This is a genomic window from Atlantibacter subterraneus (genome assembly GCF_007570865.1).
GTDB classification, from domain to species: Bacteria; Pseudomonadota; Gammaproteobacteria; order Enterobacterales; family Enterobacteriaceae; genus Atlantibacter; species Atlantibacter subterraneus.
Window position 1 is genome coordinate 634,265 of the sequence record NZ_VLPS01000003.1, and the last position, 17,298, is coordinate 651,562.

The window sequence follows — 17,298 nt, forward strand, 5'->3', positions numbered from 1 at the left end:
GTGAGTGAGTAACCTGTCGCTCGACTTTTCTGATAACGCTTTTCAACCTCTGGCCGCGCGTATGCGGCCAGAAAATTTAGCGCAGTACATCGGGCAACAGCACCTGTTGGCTCCCGGCAAACCGCTGCCGCGCGCGATTGAAGCGGGCCATCTGCACTCGATGATCCTCTGGGGGCCACCCGGCACCGGTAAAACCACTCTCGCCGAAGTGATTGGCCGCTACGCCAGCGCGGATATTGAACGCATCTCCGCGGTGACCTCGGGCGTCAAAGAGATCCGCGAAGCTATCGAGCGCGCCCGGCAAAATCGCAATGCCGGTCGACGCACCATTCTGTTTGTTGATGAAGTCCATCGCTTCAATAAAAGCCAGCAGGACGCGTTTCTGCCGCATATTGAAGACGGCACCATTACCTTTATCGGCGCGACCACTGAAAACCCCTCCTTTGAGCTGAATTCGGCGCTGCTGTCCCGCGCCCGCGTGTATCTGTTGAAATCCCTGACCACCGAAGATATTGAGCAGGTTCTCGATCAGGCGATGAATGACGCGAAGCGCGGCTATGGCGGCCAGGACATCGTACTGCCGGACGATACGCGCCGGGCGATTGCCGAACTGGTTAACGGCGATGCCCGCCGGGCGTTAAATACGCTTGAGATGATGGCGGACATGGCTGAGCTGGATGACGCCGGCAAGCGGGTGCTGAAACAGGAATTACTCACCGAAATCGCGGGCGAACGCAGCGCGCGCTTCGATAACAAAGGCGACCGGTTCTACGATCTGATCTCCGCGCTGCATAAATCGGTACGCGGTTCCGCCCCGGATGCCGCGCTCTACTGGTATGCGCGGATCATCACGGCGGGCGGCGATCCGCTGTATGTGGCGCGCCGCTGTCTGGCTATTGCCTCTGAAGACGTCGGCAACGCCGATCCACGCGCCATGCAGGTGGCGATTTCGGCGTGGGACTGCTTTACCCGCGTCGGCCCGGCAGAAGGGGAAAGGGCGATTGCCCAGGCGATTGTCTATCTGGCCTGCGCCCCGAAAAGCAATGCCGTCTATACCGCCTTTAAAGCCGCGCTTTCCGACGCGCGCGACCGCCCTGACTATGATGTTCCGGTCCATTTACGCAATGCCCCGACGAAGCTGATGAAAGAAATGGGCTATGGGGAAGAGTACCGTTACGCCCACGACGAGCCCAACGCTTATGCCGCCGGGGAAGTCTATTTCCCTCCTGAAATGGCACAAACGCGCTATTACCGACCAACAAACAGAGGTCTTGAGGGGAAAATTGGCGAAAAGCTCGCCTGGCTTACTGAACAGGATCAGAAAAGCCCCACAAAACGCTACCGCTAATGCAGGCGTTGCGGTAAGGTTATCAAGACTCCAGTGGCTGCAGGCTGTGGCCACTTTCTCCCTTTCAATTCGATAAGCACAGGATAAGCATGCTCGATCCCAATCTGCTGCGTACCGAGCCAGACGCAGTCGCAGAAAAACTGGCACGCCGGGGCTTTAAGCTGGACGTAGATAAGCTGCGCGCTCTTGAAGAGCGTCGTAAAGTTTTGCAGGTCAACACCGAAAATCTGCAGGCTGAGCGTAACTCGCGATCGAAATCCATCGGCCAGGCCAAAGCGCGTGGGGAAGATATCGAGCCGCTACGCATGGAAGTGAACAAACTGGGTGAAGAGTTAGACGCGGCGAAAGCCGAACTGGAAACCTTGCTGATTGAAATTCGCGATATCGCGCTGGCAATCCCCAACATTCCGGACGACAGCGTACCGGTGGGTAAAGACGAGCACGATAACGTTGAAGTCAGCCGTTGGGGCACGCCTCGCCAGTTTGATTTCGAGATCCGCGATCACGTCACCCTTGGCGAAATGCATGGCGGACTGGATTTTGCAAACGCGGTTAAACTGACCGGCTCGCGCTTTGTCGTGATGAAAGGCCAGATCGCGCGTCTGCACCGTGCTCTGGCGCAGTTCATGCTGGATCTGCACACCGAAGAGCACGGCTATAGCGAAAACTATGTGCCGTATCTGGTGAACCACGCCACGCTGTACGGAACCGGGCAGTTACCGAAATTCGCTGGCGATCTGTTCCATACCCGTCCGCTGGAAGAAGAAGCGGACAGCAGCAACTACGCGCTGATCCCGACGGCGGAAGTGCCGCTGACCAACCTGGTGCGTGACGAGATCCTCGAAGAAGAATCACTGCCGCTGCGCATGACCGCGCATACGCCGTGCTTCCGTTCTGAAGCGGGTTCTTACGGTCGCGATACCCGTGGCCTGATCCGTATGCACCAGTTCGACAAAGTCGAAATGGTTCAGATCGTGCGTCCGGAAGACTCCATGGATGCGCTGGAAGAGATGACCGGCCACGCCGAGAAAGTTCTCCAGCTGCTGGGCCTGCCGTACCGCAAAGTGCTGCTGTGCACCGGCGATATGGGCTTCGGCGCATGCAAAACCTACGATCTGGAAGTGTGGGTGCCGGCGCAGGATACTTACCGTGAAATCTCTTCCTGCTCTAACGTATGGGATTTCCAGGCTCGCCGTATGCAGGCGCGCTGCCGTACCAAAACCGACAAGAAACCGCGTCTGGTTCACACCCTGAACGGTTCCGGCCTGGCGGTTGGCCGTACCCTGGTGGCGGTCATGGAAAACTATCAGCAGGCGGACGGGCGTATCGCCATTCCTGAGGTGCTGAAGCCGTACATGAAAGGTCTGGAATTTATCGGTTAATCACCGAATCTGAAAAAAGCGCCCTCAGGGCGCTTTTTTTATGCCGTTTATTTGCCCTTCAGCGAATCATAGCTGGTCATCAAATTGCGATAGTCCGGAATATGGTTGGAGAACAGCGTCGCCAGTCCTTCCACGTCGTTGCGCCAGTCGCGATGCAGTTCGCAGGCGACGCCAAACCACGTCATGAGCTGCGCGCCAGCCTGAGACATACGATCCCAGGCCGACAGGCGGGTGAGTTCATTAAAGGTGCCTGACGCATCCGTTACCACAAACACGTCAAACCCCTCTTCAATTGCGGACAGCGCCGGAAAGGCCACGCATACCTCTGTAACCACCCCTGCAATGATCAGCTGCTTTTTGCCGGTAGCCTTCACGGCATTCACAAAATCTTCATTATCCCAGGCGTTAATATTACCTGGACGGGCAATATAGGGCGCATCCGGGAACTGCGCTTTGAGTTCCGGCACCAGCGGGCCGTTAGGGCCGGTTTCGAAGCTGGTGGTCAGAATAGTGGGCAAATTAAAGTATTTCGCGAGATCGCCAAGCGCCAGAACGTTGTTTTTGAATTTATCAGGTTCGATATCTCTGACGAGAGACAGTAATCCGGCCTGATGATCGACAAGCAAAACAGCCGCTTCATTTTTATCGAGACGAACGTAAGGTTTACTCATTTGCGGTTACCTTTACTGGGTGGGATAAAAGCGCGTCGTCACTAAGAATAGATTAAAAAACACTCGATTGAGGGCGCTGCGGCTTCGATGAAATTTTTCGACTGAATTGACAGGTTAAATCTTTGAAAAAAACAGGAAAAACAACGACATAAATCAAGGTGCGCATTTAATATTGATGAGCTAAATGAATAACTTATATCGATAATGATAAAAGCAGATTTTGCCCTTAATAAGCCGATTGACTTTGTTTTTGCCGGTGGCATGATGCGCGTGAATTTTGAACTTCCTCACGGTTTAATCCATGTCCACGTATACCCGGCCAGTGCTGCTTCTGCTCTGTGGCCTACTTTTGTTGACCCTGGCTATCGCGGTGCTTAACACCCTGGTACCGCTTTGGCTCGCCCATGAAAACCTTCCTACCTGGCAGGTTGGGGTGGTCAGTTCCTCTTATTTCACCGGAAACCTGGTGGGGACGTTACTGACCGGCAGCCTGATTAAGCGTTGGGGTTTTAACCGCAGCTACTATTTTGCCTCATTGCTGTTTGCGGCGGGCTGCGTCGGCCTTGGCATGATGGTCGGCTTCTGGAGCTGGATGAGCTGGCGATTTATCGCGGGCGTCGGCTGCGCCATGATTTGGGTAGTGGTGGAAAGCGCGCTGATGTGCAGCGGCACCTCGCGCAACCGGGGCCGCCTGCTGGCGGCCTATATGATGATTTACTACGTCGGTACGGTACTGGGCCAGATTCTGGTGAGCAAACTTTCTACCGAGCTGATGGACGTGTTGCCGTGGGTGACCGGCTTAACGCTGGCGGCGATTTTACCGCTGCTGTTCACCCGCATCGTCAACCAGAACAGCGAGCACCAGGAAAATACCCCGGTGTGGTCGATGTTCAAGCTGCGCCAGGCGCGTCTCGGCGTGAACGGCTGCATCATTTCCGGGATCGTGCTCGGTTCGCTGTACGGCCTGATGCCGCTGTACCTTAATCATCAGGGCGTAAGCAATGCCGGGATCGGCTTCTGGATGGCAGTGATGGTTAGCGCCGGTATTGTCGGGCAGTGGCCGATTGGCCGTCTTGCCGACCGCTTTGGCCGGTTACTGGTGCTGCGCGTGCAAGTATTTGTGGTGATCCTCGGCTGCCTGGCGATGCTCAGTAACGCGGCAATGGCACCAGCGCTGTTTATCCTTGGCGCGGCGGGTTTCACCGTTTATCCGGTGGCCATGGCCTGGGCCTGTGAAAAAGTCGAGCACCATCAGCTGGTGGCGATGAACCAGGCGCTGCTGCTGAGCTACACCATCGGCAGCCTGTTAGGCCCGACCCTGACCGCGATGCTGATGCAAAAGTATTCCGACAATCTGCTGTTTATCATGATTGCCAGCGTGTCGTTTGTTTATCTGCTGATGCTGCTGCGCAAAGCGGGCCAGCATCCGACTCCGGTGGTACACGCCTGATAATAAAAACCCCCGATTTGCGTCGGGGGTTGAGTTAAACTGCGGCGGAATTTAGTACATCACTTTATGACCGTACTGCTCCAGAATGCCTTTTACCCGCTCCATAGTCTCTTTTTTCGGCGGCTTCACGCCATCCAGTTTGTACTCTTCGCCCATCGCCACCCATTTGTGCTTGCCCAGCTCGTGATAAGGCAGTAATTCGATTTTCTCGATATTGCCCATCTCGCGGGTAAACTCACCGAGGCGATGCGCGGAGTCATCATCGTCAGACCAGCCCGGTACCACCACATAGCGGATCCAGGTTTTAATCCCTTTATTGGCGATGTAGCGCGCGAATTCCAGGGTGCGGTGGTTGGAGACGCCCACCAGGTGCTGGTGGATCTCGTCGTTCATCTGCTTGAGATCGAGCATCACCAGATCGGTGACTTCCAGCAGCTCGTCTACCACCGGGTCGTAACGGCGTACAAAGCCGTTGGTATCCAGGCAGGTATGGATGCCTTCTTTACGGCAGGCGCGGAACCAGTCGCGCACGAATTCGGCCTGAAGCATCGCTTCGCCGCCGGATGCGGTGACGCCGCCGCCGGACGCATTCATAAAGTGGCGATAGGTGACGACCTCTTTCATCAGCTCGTCAACGGTGATTTCCTTACCGCCGTGAGTGTCCCAGGTATCGCGGTTATGGCAGTACAGGCAGCGCATCAGGCAGCCCTGGAAGAAGGTGATGAAGCGAATGCCTGGGCCGTCGACGGTACCGCAGGATTCAAAGGAGTGTATGCGACCAATTGCTGACATTGCGGTGTTTTCTCCAGATGTGGCCCATCCGGGGCCTGTGTGCGCACAACTCATAAAGGTTGTGTCGAGTCTGTTTTGGCAGTCACCCATCTCAGTATAGATAGCTGGCAAAGCAGGCTGTGGGGCGGGGTAGTAACTGTTAAAAAGGCCCCACGGATGTGGAGCCTTTATTGTACGCTTATTCAGCCAGACAGTGAATTACATGGTCTGAGTGAAGGTACGGGTAATAACGTCCTGCTGCTGTTCTTTAGTCAGGGAGTTAAAACGCACCGCATAACCAGAAACGCGGATGGTCAGCTGCGGATATTTTTCCGGGTTTTCCATCGCATCAAGCAGCATTTCACGGTTCATCACGTTCACGTTCAGGTGCTGACCACCTTCGATGGACGCTTCGTGGTGGAAGTAACCATCCATCAGACCTGCCAGGTTGGTTTTACGCACTTCGTCGTCTTTACCCAGCGCATTCGGCACGATAGAGAAGGTATAAGAGATACCATCTTTAGCGTAAGCGAACGGCAGTTTCGCAACGGAAGTCAGAGAGGCAACCGCACCTTTCTGGTCACGACCGTGCATCGGGTTAGCACCCGGTCCGAACGGAGCGCCAGCGCGACGGCCATCCGGGGTGTTACCGGTTTTCTTACCATAAACCACGTTAGAGGTAATGGTCAGAACAGACTGGGTCGGGATAGCGTTGCGGTAAGTAGTCAGTTTCTGGATTTTCTTCATGAAACGTTCTACCAGGTCAACCGCCAGGTCATCCACGCGAGCGTCGTTGTTACCGAACTGCGGGTATTCGCCTTCGATTTCGAAGTCGATAGCCAGACCGTCTTCGTCGCGAATCGGTTTAACTTTCGCGTACTTGATGGCAGACAGGGAGTCAGCCGCTACGGACAGACCTGCGATACCACACGCCATGGTGCGGATAACGTCACGGTCGTGCAGCGCCATCAGCGAGGCTTCGTAGCTGTACTTGTCGTGCATGTAGTGGATGATGTTCAGCGCGGTCACGTACTGCTTAGCCAGCCAGTCCATGAAGTGATCCATACGATCCATTACTTCGTCGAATTTCAGCACGTCTGCTTTGATCGGCTCAGATTTCGGGCCAACCTGCATTTTCAGTTTTTCGTCCACGCCGCCGTTGATCGCGTACAGCATGGTTTTCGCGAGGTTTGCACGCGCGCCGAAGAACTGCATTTGCTTACCAACAACCATCGGGCTTACGCAGCAAGCAATCGCGTAGTCGTCGTTGTTGAAGTCAGGACGCATCAGATCGTCGTTCTCATACTGCAGAGAAGAGGTATCGATGGAGACTTTCGCCGCGAATTTTTTGAAGTTCAGCGGCAGTTTTTCAGACCACAGAATGGTGATGTTTGGCTCCGGAGACGGACCCATGGTGTACAGGGTGTTCAGGAAACGGAAGCTGGTTTTGGAAACCAGAGTACGACCGTCAACGCCCATACCGCCGATGGATTCGGTTGCCCAGATCGGGTCGCCGGAGAACAGCTCATCATATTCCGGGGTACGCAGGAAGCGCACCATACGCAGTTTCATCACCAGGTGGTCGATCATTTCCTGCGCTTCGGCTTCAGTGATTTTGCCTGCTTTCAGGTCGCGTTCGATGAACACGTCCAGGAAGGTAGACACACGGCCAAAGGACATTGCCGCGCCGTTCTGTGATTTCACTGCAGCCAGGTAGCCGAAGTAGGTCCACTGTACGGCTTCTTGCGCGTTGGTTGCCGGGCCAGAGATGTCGCAGCCGTATTTCGCTGCCATTTCTTTGATTTGACCCAGTGCGCGATGCTGTTCAGCAATTTCTTCACGCAGACGGATAGTCGCTTCCAGGTTTACGCCGTTTTCCAGATCGGATTGCAGAGACAGGAACTGTGCGTATTTGTCTTTCATCAGGAAGTCGATACCGTACAGCGCTACGCGACGGTAGTCACCGATGATACGGCCACGGCCATAGGCATCCGGCAGACCGGTCAGCACGCCGGACTTACGGCAGTTCAGAATGTCTTTGGTATAGACATCGAACACGCCCTGGTTGTGAGTTTTACGGTATTCGGTGAAGATTTTTTTCAGTGCCGGGTCCAACTCGCGGTTGTACGCTTTGCAGGAACCTTCAACCATTTTGATACCGCCGAACGGGATAATCGCACGTTTCAGCGGAGCATCAGTTTGCAGACCAACAATCTTCTCAAGGCTTTTGTTGATGTAGCCAGCGTCATGAGAGGTGATGGTAGAAGCCAGGTCGGTATCGAAATCAACTGGCGCGTGAGTGCGGTTTTCCAGTTTGATGCCTTCCATAACTTTGTCCCACAGGGAAGTGGTCGCTTCCGTGGCGTCAGCCAGGAAGGATTCGTCACCTTCATACGGGGTATAGTTTTTCTGGATGAAGTCACGGACGTTAACTTCATTCTGCCAGTCACCTTTGGCAAAACCTTCCCAGGCTGTGGCTAACTTTTCATTAAGTTCAGACATTTAACACCTACCTTCTTAAGTGGATTTTTTTCATTCTGCCCGAGCCGACCCCTAGTGGTGGTCGTCGCCGCGCAGATAAATGACCCAGTACGTCAACCCAACTAACAAACCACCACCGATGATGTTGCCGATCGTAACCGGAATCAGGTTATCAACGATGAAATTCATCACAGTCAGATGAGAAAAATTGTCCGGCGAGGAACCGATAGCGGTCCAGAATTCCGGGCTGGCGAAGTTACGAATCACAATACCAAACGGGATCATGAACATATTTGCGATACTGTGCTCAAACCCGCTGGCGACGAACATGCCAACAGGGAGGATCATGATGAACGCTTTGTCGAACAGGCTACGGCCAGAGTAGCTCATCCATACCGCCAGGCACACCATCAGGTTCGCCAGAATACCGAGCGCGACAGCCTCGATAAAAGTATGGTGGAGTTTATGGTCAGCGGTTTGTAAAACATTCAAGCCCCAGCCGCCATTCGCGACCATATGTTCGCCCGCCAGCCACATCAGCAGTACAAACAGTAACGCGCCAATCAGGTTGCCGATATAGACATTCAGCCAGTTACGCGCCAGTTGGCCCCAGGTGATCCTGCCGCTCGCTTTAGCGACCACAATCAGCACCGTGGAGGTGAACAGGTCCGCGCCGCAGATCACGCAAAGGATAAGGCCCAGAGAGAAGCACATCCCACCGATCAATTTCGCGATGCCGTAAGGCATGGCCGCGGTACCGGTGGTGGCAGTGATATAGAAAACAAACGCGATGGAGATAAAGACGCCCGCCGTGATCGCCAGATAAAAGGTCTTCAGCGGCTGTTTCGTAGCTTTATAGACACCCGCTTCTTCGGCAACTTTTGCCATAGCAGCGGGAAGTAATAGATCGAAAGGGTTGTCAGCTTTCACACTAACTCTCTCTATATTTAATCGGCGACGAGATACTAACAAAGCATTATACAGCAAAATTTGATATCGATCATATCTCGCCGGAGTTGTAGACCTGCAAAACGTGGTGTTATTGCAATTTTTTGTGTTAACCTTTTGAAATTAAAGGTAAAAATAATTTTTAAAGTTTATTATTTAAGTTGAATGATACCGCTTCGCCTCATAGCCAACAGTTAATTAATATGGAGTATTTATTAAAATAAGTAACACTTAAAGCCGCTAAAGCCTTTTAATGTTTACTCATATTTAACTTTAAAATTACATTTGAAATAATTAACGCCAAAATAAAAAAAGGGGCAATTAAATCGCCCCGTAATATAGCTGAGGTATGCACAATCGCATACGCTTTTCGAGTTACATCAGGTTATGACACTTTCCAGAAAGCGGCTTTGGCGCGCTGTAACTTCTCGTACGCCGCCAGCAGCGCCTGATGCGCCGGGAAGGCTTTCAGATCGGCGTCTACCGCCTGTAGGCCGTAGAACGGCGCTTCGCCGCTTAACGCCGCGCTGGCGCTTTCCACCGCCTCGACACCGTACATACGCACAAATGCGTTGAGGTACTGCAGCGGCTGGCGCTCTTCTTCCTGCGCCAGCAGTAGCAGGGTTTGCAGGCAGCGGTAGTAGTTAGCGCGCTCTGCGCTGAATACCGAACCGTTAAACTCCATGGTCCATTCGGTCCAGATCAACGCCTGATCCAAATCGCCGCCCGCCAGCGCCAGCATCGCTTTCAGCTCGCCGATGCGCAGGGTGTACCAGCCGTTGTCTTTGCCGGTCGCCAGGCCCAGCAGCTCGCGTACGCGGGTAAAGTCGTCATGGCCTTCTTCGTCCAGTTGAACAATCAGGTTGAGGTAATCCTCTTTTTCCCATTCGCTGCCCGGCAGCGCCAGAATGGTTTCGCGCAGATGCGCGCCCATGCTGTTATTAGCCAGCCACAGGTCTTCCGCCGGATAGATATCCGACATGCCCGGCACGATGATGCGGCAGGCGTAGACGCTCAGGTGCTCATAGTCGGCGATGTACACTTCTTTGTCTTCCGATTTAAAGATAGCCATTAAGGTGGCGAACTCTTCCTCGGTGGTGCCGGCGAAGCTCCAGTCGACGAACGGGTAATCGGCATCCTGCTTAAACATGTCCCAGGAGATCAGACCGCTGGAATCGATAAAGTGGGTTTCCAGGTTCGCGTGTTCCGCCACTTCTTCATCATCAAAGGTCGGCGGGGTGAATACGTCCAGATCTTTCAGGCTGCGGCCCTGCAACAGCTCGGTCACGGTACGCTCCAGCGCCACGCCGAAGTCCGGATGCGCGCCAAAGGAGGCAAAGCAGGTACCGTTAGCCGGGTTGAACAGCACCACGCAGATCACCGGGTATTTGCCGCCCAGCGAACCGTCGTAAGCGAAAATCGGGAAACCTTCGGCTTCGAGTTTAGCAATGGCTTCCACCACGCCCGGGTAGCGTGCCAGCACCTCCTGCGGGATTTCCGGCAGGCTGATGCTTTCAGCGATGATGCGGTTTTTGATATGGCGCTCAAACACTTCAGACAAGCCCTGCACGCGCGCTTCGTTAGCGGTGTTGCCTGCGGACATGCCGTTAGAGACATACAGGTTGCCGACGATATTCATCGGGATATACACGGTGTGCTGGTCGGACTGGCGGGTGAACGGCAGGGCGCACACGCCGCGCGACTCGTTGCCGGATTGCAGATCAATCAGCATGCTGGCGGTCAGTTCATTTTCCGGATCGTAAAAAGCACGCAGGCGATCGTCGAGAATGCCTTGTGGCAGTTCGTCGTCTTCCGGGATCGGGAACCATTTCTCGTTGGGATAGTGAACGAACGGACCGTTAGCAATGGTGTCGCCCAACCAGAAATCGGCAAAGAAATAGTTGGTGGAGAGACGTTCGAAATATTCGCCCAGCGCGGAGGCCAGCGCGGCCTTTTTGGTGGCGCCTTTCCCGTTGGTGAAGCACAGCGCGGAGTCTTTATCGCGAATATGCACCGACCAGACGTGTGGGACCGGGTTCAACCAGGAGGCTTCTTCAATATTGAAGCCGAGATCGGTGAGCTGTTGCTGGAAGCGAGCGATGGAATCTTCCAGCGCAGCATCTTTACCGGGAATGAAGGTTTGAGTCATGAGAGTCACTTTTATCGTACGCAAAGCGCGCAATGATACGGGTTTTGCGTTACGGGTGCCATCTTCCCGCCGTTCCGGGCAAAAATAATTGTTCGCGCTATGCTTACTTTCAGCAAGGTACTGTAAAGGCGAATAAAAATGAAAGCATTTGATTTGCAACGGATGGCTTTTGACAAGGTCCCCTTTGAGTTTCTCGGCGAAGTCGCGCTGCGCAGCTTATATACCTTTGTGCTGGTCTTTATTTTCCTGAAACTCACCGGGCGGCGCGGCGTCCGCCAGATGTCGCTGTTTGAAGTGCTGATCATTCTGACCCTGGGCTCCGCCGCGGGTGACGTGGCGTTCTATGACGACGTGCCGATGATCCCGGTGCTGGTGGTGTTTATCTCACTCGGCGCGCTTTACCGGCTGGTGATGTGGCTGATGGCGCGCAGCGAGAAACTGGAAGATCTGCTCGAAGGCAAGCCAATGATTGTGGTGGTGGAGGGCGAGCTTGCCTGGGACAATCTGCGCAAAGAGAACATGACCGAGTTCGAATACTTTATGGAGCTGCGGCTCAGCGGCGTGGAACAGCTTGGGCAGGTGAAATTAGCCATTCAGGAAACCAACGGACAATTAAGCGTCTATTTTTATGCCGATGAGAATGTGCGCCCCGGTTTGCCTATTCTGCCGGACTCCCACAAACCGGCATTTAAAATCATGCCTCACGCGGCAGACTATGCCTGTATTCGCTGTAGTGAGGTCGTTGCCATGAAAGCCGGGGATAAACTGATGTGCCCGCGCTGCGGGCATCCGGATTGGGTGAAAGCGAGCCGCGCCCGCCGCGTGACCTGAACAGTGAAAATTCCGGCGTTCTGTTCGCTGCCTGGCATAATCTGCCGTGTGATAGAGCGCACATTTTACCGCTGGCGGGGATTAGCCATTGCAGCCGTACTCGCTGAGTGATAAAACCGGTAGCCACAGGAAAAACTTATTGTTATGCGTGGTGAGGGGAAATGACTCAGGTCTACAATTTTAGTTCTGGCCCGGCGATGTTACCGGCAGATGTAATGCTTCTGGCACAGCAGGAATTACGCGACTGGCAGGGATTGGGTACGTCGGTAATGGAAGTCAGCCATCGTGGCAAACCGTTTATCGCAGCCGCAGAAGAGGCGGAAAAAGATTTTCGCGATCTGCTGAATATCCCCTCCAGTTATAAAGTTTTATTCTGCCACGGCGGCGGACGCGGCCAGTTTTCTGCGATTCCGCTCAACCTGCTGGGCGACAAAACCACCGCAGACTATGTGGACGGCGGCTACTGGGCGGCGAGCGCGGTAAAAGAAGCGCATAAATACCTCAAACCGAACGTGATCGACGCGAAAATTACCGTCGACGGCAAACGCGCCATCAAACCGATGAGCGAATGGCAGCTTTCTGAAGACGCCGCTTACCTGCACTACTGCCCGAATGAAACCATCGACGGTATCGCCATTAACGAAACGCCGGATTTTGGCGACGCGATCGTTACCGCAGATTTCTCCTCTACCATTCTTTCCCATCCGATTGATGTCTCCCGCTATGGCGTGATTTACGCCGGCGCGCAGAAAAATATCGGCCCGGCGGGATTAACCATTGTTATCGTGCGCGAAGATCTGCTGGGTAAAGCGCATTCCGTCTGCCCGTCGATCATCGACTACACCGTGCTGAGCGAAAACGATTCGATGTTCAACACGCCGCCGACCTTTGCCTGGTATCTGTCTGGTCTGGTGTTCAAATGGCTGAAGCAGCAGGGTGGCGTTGACGTGATGAACCGCATCAATCAACAAAAAGCGGATCTGCTGTATGGCGTCATCGATAACAGCGATTTCTACCGCAACGACGTGGCCAGCGCCAACCGTTCACGCATGAACGTGCCGTTCCAGCTGGCCGACAGCAAACTTGATTCGCTGTTCCTTGATGAGTCGTTTAAAGCTGGCCTGCATGCGCTCAAGGGCCACCGCGTGGTCGGTGGGATGCGCGCCTCTATCTATAACGCCATGCCGCTGGAAGGCGTCAAAGCGCTGACCGATTTTATGATTGATTTTGAGCGTCGCCACGGTTAATCCTCGTTATTGTTTCTCTTCCCCGCAGCGTGCCTGCGGGGCTTTTATTCCCTCGATCGAGAGTTTTTTGCATGCAGGAATCCCTGACTTTACAGCCTATCGCGCACGTTGAAGGCACCATCAACCTTCCCGGCTCAAAGAGCGTTTCTAACCGCGCGCTGCTGCTTGCGGCCTTAGCCAAAGGCAAAACGGTGTTGACCAACCTGCTGGATAGCGATGACGTTCGCCATATGCTCAACGCGCTGAAAGCGCTGGGCGTTGAGTACGCGCTGTCTGACGACCGCCGCCGTTGCGAAGTCACCGGGCTGGGCGGCGCGTTTAAGGCGCAAGGCGAACTGGAGCTGTTTTTAGGGAATGCCGGCACCGCCATGCGCCCGCTGGCGGCGGCGCTGTGCCTTGGGCACAACGACATCGTGCTCACCGGCGAACCGCGTATGAAAGAGCGTCCTATCGGCCATCTGGTGGATGCGCTGCGCCAGGGCGGGGCGCAGATTGACTATCTGGAACAGGAAAATTATCCGCCGCTGCGCCTGCGCGGCGGTTTTACCGGCGGCAACGTCGAGGTTGACGGCAGCGTCTCCAGCCAGTTTTTAACGGCGCTGCTGATGACCGCGCCGCTGGCGGAGCAGGATACCCTTATCACTATCAAAGGCGATCTGGTGTCCAAACCCTATATCGATATCACGCTGCATTTAATGAAAACCTTTGGCGTTGAAGTGGATAACGGCGGGTACCAGCGCTTTGCGATCCGCGGCGGGCAAACCTATCAGGCACCGGGCGAGTATCTGGTGGAGGGCGACGCGTCTTCTGCTTCCTATTTCCTGGCGGCGGCGGCGATTAAAGGCGGCACCATCAAAGTGACCGGCATTGGCCGCAACAGCGTTCAGGGCGATATCCGCTTTGCGGACGTGCTGGAGAAAATGGGCGCGCAGATTACCTGGGGCGACGATTTTATTGCCTGCACGCGCGGCGATCTCAACGCCATCGACATGGACATGAACCATATCCCCGATGCCGCTATGACCATTGCCACCACTGCGCTATTCGCTAACGGCACCACGACACTGCGCAATATCTATAACTGGCGCGTGAAAGAGACTGACCGCCTGGCTGCGATGGCGATTGAACTGCGCAAAGTGGGTGCGACGGTGGAAGAGGGGCATGATTTCATCACGGTCACGCCGCCGGCGCAGCTGCGCTTCGCAGATATCGGCACCTATAACGACCACCGTATGGCGATGTGTTTCTCGCTCGTGGCGCTCTCGGATACCCCTGTCACTATTCTCGATCCGAAATGTACCGCGAAAACCTTCCCTGACTACTTTGAGCAACTGGCGCGCCTGAGTACGCCTGCGTAAGTTTTTCATCCTGCCTCCTCGGGCTGGTGCCGCGCCAGCCCGCTATACTTGAGCAATTCCTCAACATTCAGATTCATTAACCAAATCATACGCAAGCTTTAGTAACGCTCCGGGTGATTGGCGCGTATAATGCGCGGCGTTTATGAAATGGTTGCCTGGTTTAAGGAGAATAGGATGACGGCAGTAGCCCCCGTGATTACCGTTGATGGGCCGAGCGGCGCTGGTAAAGGCACGCTATGTAAAGCCCTGGCTGAAACACTGCAGTGGCACTTGCTGGATTCCGGCGCTATCTACCGTGTCCTTGCGTTAGCCGCGCTGCATCATCATGTGGATGTGGCTTCCGAAGACGCGCTGGTTCCCCTGGCGGCGCATCTGGACGTGCGTTTCGTGGCGACCAATGAAGAGCTGGAAGTGATCCTAGAAGGGGAAGACGTCAGCGGCGAAATCCGTACTCAGGAAGTGGCCAACGCCGCGTCGCAGGTGGCGGCGTTCCCACGGGTGCGTGAAGCCTTGTTGCGTCGTCAACGCGCGTTTCGCGAAGCGCCGGGACTTATCGCCGACGGGCGTGATATGGGCACCGTGGTATTCCCTGATGCGCCAGTAAAAATATTCCTTGACGCCTCCTCTGAAGAGCGCGCCCAACGCCGCATGCTACAGTTGCAGGAGAAGGGCTTTAGTGTTAACTTTGAACGCCTTTTGGCCGAGATCAAAGAACGTGACGATCGCGATCGAAATCGTTCCGTAGCGCCGCTTGTCCCCGCTGCCGATGCTTTAGTTCTGGATTCCACGAGTTTAAGTATTGAGCAAGTGATTGAAAAAGCGCTACAATATGCGCGCCAAAAACTGGCTCTCGCTGATTAAGCGACAGAATTTGCAGTACCCCCGTTGCAATGGATTGACAGCGGGTATGTGAAACAACCCCATCCGGCATGATGCCAGGTGGACGTTAAATTAAAACCTGAAGATTAAACATGACTGAATCTTTTGCTCAACTCTTTGAAGAATCCCTGAAAGAAATCGAAACCCGCCCGGGTTCTATCGTTCGTGGTGTTGTTGTTGCTATCGACAAAGATGTCGTACTGGTTGACGCCGGTCTGAAATCTGAGTCTGCCATTCCGGCTGAGCAGTTCAAAAACGCCCAGGGCGAAATTGAAATCCAGGTTGGTGACGAAGTTGACGTTGCTCTGGATGCAGTAGAAGACGGTTTCGGTGAAACCCTGCTGTCTCGTGAGAAAGCGAAGCGTCACGAAGCATGGCTGATGCTGGAAAAAGCTTACGAAGAAGCTGCGACCGTTACTGGTGTTATCAATGGCAAAGTCAAGGGCGGCTTCACTGTTGAGCTGAACGGTATTCGTGCGTTCCTGCCAGGTTCTCTGGTTGACGTGCGTCCGGTTCGTGACACCCTGCACCTCGAAGGCAAAGAGCTTGAATTCAAAGTAATCAAGCTGGACCAGAAGCGTAACAACGTTGTTGTTTCTCGTCGTGCCGTTATCGAGTCTGAAAACAGCGCAGAACGCGATCAGCTGCTGGAAAACCTGCAGGAAGGCATGGAAGTTAAAGGTATCGTTAAGAACCTCACTGACTACGGTGCATTCGTTGATCTGGGCGGCGTAGACGGCCTGCTGCACATCACTGATATGGCGTGGAAACGCGTTAAGCATCCGAGCGAAATCGTGAACGTTGGCGACGAAATCACTGTTAAAGTGCTGAAGTTCGACCGCGAGCGTACTCGTGTTTCCCTGGGCCTGAAACAGCTGGGCGAAGATCCGTGGGTGGCTATCGCTAAACGTTACCCGGAAGGCACTCGTCTGACTGGCCGCGTGACCAACCTGACCGACTACGGCTGCTTCGTTGAAATCGAAGAAGGCGTTGAAGGCCTGGTGCACGTTTCCGAAATGGACTGGACCAACAAAAACATCCACCCGTCCAAAGTTGTTAACGTTGGCGACGTAGTGGAAGTCATGGTTCTGGATATCGACGAAGAACGTCGTCGTATCTCCCTGGGCCTGAAACAGTGCAAATCCAACCCGTGGCAGCTGTTTGCTGAGACCCACAACAAGGGCGACCGCGTTGAAGGTAAAATCAAGTCTATCACTGACTTCGGTATCTTCATCGGCCTGGACGGCGGTATCGACGGCCTGGTTCACCTGTCTGACATCTCCTGGAACGTTGCAGGCGAAGAAGCAGTTCGTGAATACAAAAAAGGCGACGAAATCGCAGCGGTTGTTCTGCAGGTTGACGCAGAGCGTGAGCGTATCTCCCTGGGCGTTAAACAGCTCGCAGAAGATCCGTTCAACAACTACGTTGCGCTGAACAAGAAAGGCGCTATCGTTACTGGTAAAGTAACGGCAGTTGACGCGAAAGGTGCTACAGTTGAATTAGCAGATGGCGTTGAAGGCTACCTGCGTGCTTCTGAAGCTTCCCGTGACCGCGTTGAAGATGCAACTCTGGTTCTGAGCGTTGGCGACGATGTTGAAGCGAAATTCACCGGCGTTGATCGTAAAAACCGTGTTGTAAGCCTGTCTGTTCGTGCGAAAGACGAAGCTGACGAGAAAGATGCAATCGCAACTGTTAACAACAAACAGGAAGACGGCAACTTCTCCAACGCAATGGCTGAAGCATTCAAAGCAGCTAAAGGCGAGTAATCGTCCGAGCGCTAAAT

At 54.3% G+C, this 17,298-nt stretch carries 13 protein-coding genes; 8 read left to right on the forward strand and 5 right to left on the reverse strand.

The window, feature by feature from the left end; genetic code table 11:
* Nucleotides 1-4 precede the first annotated feature (4 nt).
* Nucleotides 5-1,348 carry a replication-associated recombination protein RarA gene (gene rarA / locus FND52_RS08670; protein WP_144130511.1) on the forward strand — a complete coding sequence of 448 codons (1,344 nt, stop codon included), beginning with the start codon at nucleotides 5-7 and terminating at the stop codon, nucleotides 1,346-1,348.
* A gap of 89 nt (nucleotides 1,349-1,437) precedes the next feature.
* Entirely contained in the window at nucleotides 1,438-2,730 is a 1,293-nt protein-coding gene (serS, locus tag FND52_RS08675; RefSeq protein WP_144130512.1) for a serine--tRNA ligase, read from the forward strand.
* Nucleotides 2,731-2,777: 47 nt separating this feature from the next.
* Here the strand turns inward: serS and ycaC are convergent, their stop codons facing one another.
* Nucleotides 2,778-3,401, reverse strand: coding sequence for an isochorismate family cysteine hydrolase YcaC (gene ycaC, locus FND52_RS08680; RefSeq protein ID WP_125291774.1), 624 nt, complete (start codon nucleotides 3,399-3,401; stop codon nucleotides 2,778-2,780).
* 301 nt (nucleotides 3,402-3,702) lie between these two features.
* On the opposite strand from ycaC, the gene FND52_RS08685 reads away from it, so the two are divergent.
* Nucleotides 3,703-4,851 carry an MFS transporter gene (locus FND52_RS08685; protein WP_144130513.1) on the forward strand — a complete coding sequence of 383 codons (1,149 nt, stop codon included), beginning with the start codon at nucleotides 3,703-3,705 and terminating at the stop codon, nucleotides 4,849-4,851.
* A 51-nt stretch (nucleotides 4,852-4,902) separates the two neighbouring features.
* Here the strand turns inward: FND52_RS08685 and pflA are convergent, their stop codons facing one another.
* From pflA to ycaO, 4 genes are all read right to left on the reverse strand, one after another.
* Nucleotides 4,903-5,643, reverse strand: a complete 741-nt coding sequence (gene pflA, locus FND52_RS08690; RefSeq protein WP_125291776.1) for a pyruvate formate lyase 1-activating protein — start codon at nucleotides 5,641-5,643, stop codon at nucleotides 4,903-4,905.
* Between the two features lie 198 nt (nucleotides 5,644-5,841).
* Nucleotides 5,842-8,124: a formate C-acetyltransferase gene (gene pflB, locus FND52_RS08695; RefSeq protein ID WP_125291777.1), complete on the reverse strand. Its 2,283-nt coding sequence runs from the start codon at nucleotides 8,122-8,124 to the stop codon at nucleotides 5,842-5,844.
* Nucleotides 8,125-8,175: 51 nt separating this feature from the next.
* The gene (gene focA, locus FND52_RS08700) at nucleotides 8,176-9,033 is read right to left on the reverse strand and encodes a formate transporter FocA (protein WP_125291778.1); all 858 of its coding nucleotides are present in this window, start codon (nucleotides 9,031-9,033) and stop codon (nucleotides 8,176-8,178) included.
* A 403-nt stretch (nucleotides 9,034-9,436) separates the two neighbouring features.
* Nucleotides 9,437-11,200 carry a 30S ribosomal protein S12 methylthiotransferase accessory factor YcaO gene (gene ycaO / locus FND52_RS08705; protein ID WP_144130514.1) on the reverse strand — a complete coding sequence of 588 codons (1,764 nt, stop codon included), beginning with the start codon at nucleotides 11,198-11,200 and terminating at the stop codon, nucleotides 9,437-9,439.
* Between the two features lie 138 nt (nucleotides 11,201-11,338).
* On the opposite strand from ycaO, the gene FND52_RS08710 reads away from it, so the two are divergent.
* The 5 genes from FND52_RS08710 to rpsA all read left to right on the forward strand — a co-directional run bounded on the left by FND52_RS08710 (nucleotide 11,339) and on the right by rpsA (nucleotide 17,281).
* A complete protein-coding gene (locus FND52_RS08710; RefSeq protein ID WP_144130515.1) occupies nucleotides 11,339-12,031 on the forward strand; it encodes a DUF421 domain-containing protein in 693 nt (230 codons plus the stop codon).
* Nucleotides 12,032-12,192: 161 nt separating this feature from the next.
* Complete coding sequence (gene serC / locus FND52_RS08715) at nucleotides 12,193-13,278, forward strand: 3-phosphoserine/phosphohydroxythreonine transaminase (protein ID WP_125291781.1); 1,086 nt, start codon at nucleotides 12,193-12,195, stop codon at nucleotides 13,276-13,278.
* Between the two features lie 71 nt (nucleotides 13,279-13,349).
* Nucleotides 13,350-14,636: a 3-phosphoshikimate 1-carboxyvinyltransferase gene (gene aroA / locus FND52_RS08720; RefSeq protein WP_144130516.1), complete on the forward strand. Its 1,287-nt coding sequence runs from the start codon at nucleotides 13,350-13,352 to the stop codon at nucleotides 14,634-14,636.
* Between the two features lie 174 nt (nucleotides 14,637-14,810).
* Nucleotides 14,811-15,497 (forward strand): (d)CMP kinase, encoded by a 687-nt coding sequence (cmk, locus tag FND52_RS08725; RefSeq protein ID WP_125291783.1) that lies wholly within the window; start codon nucleotides 14,811-14,813, stop codon nucleotides 15,495-15,497.
* A 110-nt stretch (nucleotides 15,498-15,607) separates the two neighbouring features.
* Nucleotides 15,608-17,281, forward strand: coding sequence for a 30S ribosomal protein S1 (rpsA, locus tag FND52_RS08730; protein ID WP_125291784.1), 1,674 nt, complete (start codon nucleotides 15,608-15,610; stop codon nucleotides 17,279-17,281).
* Nucleotides 17,282-17,298: the final 17 nt, after the last annotated feature.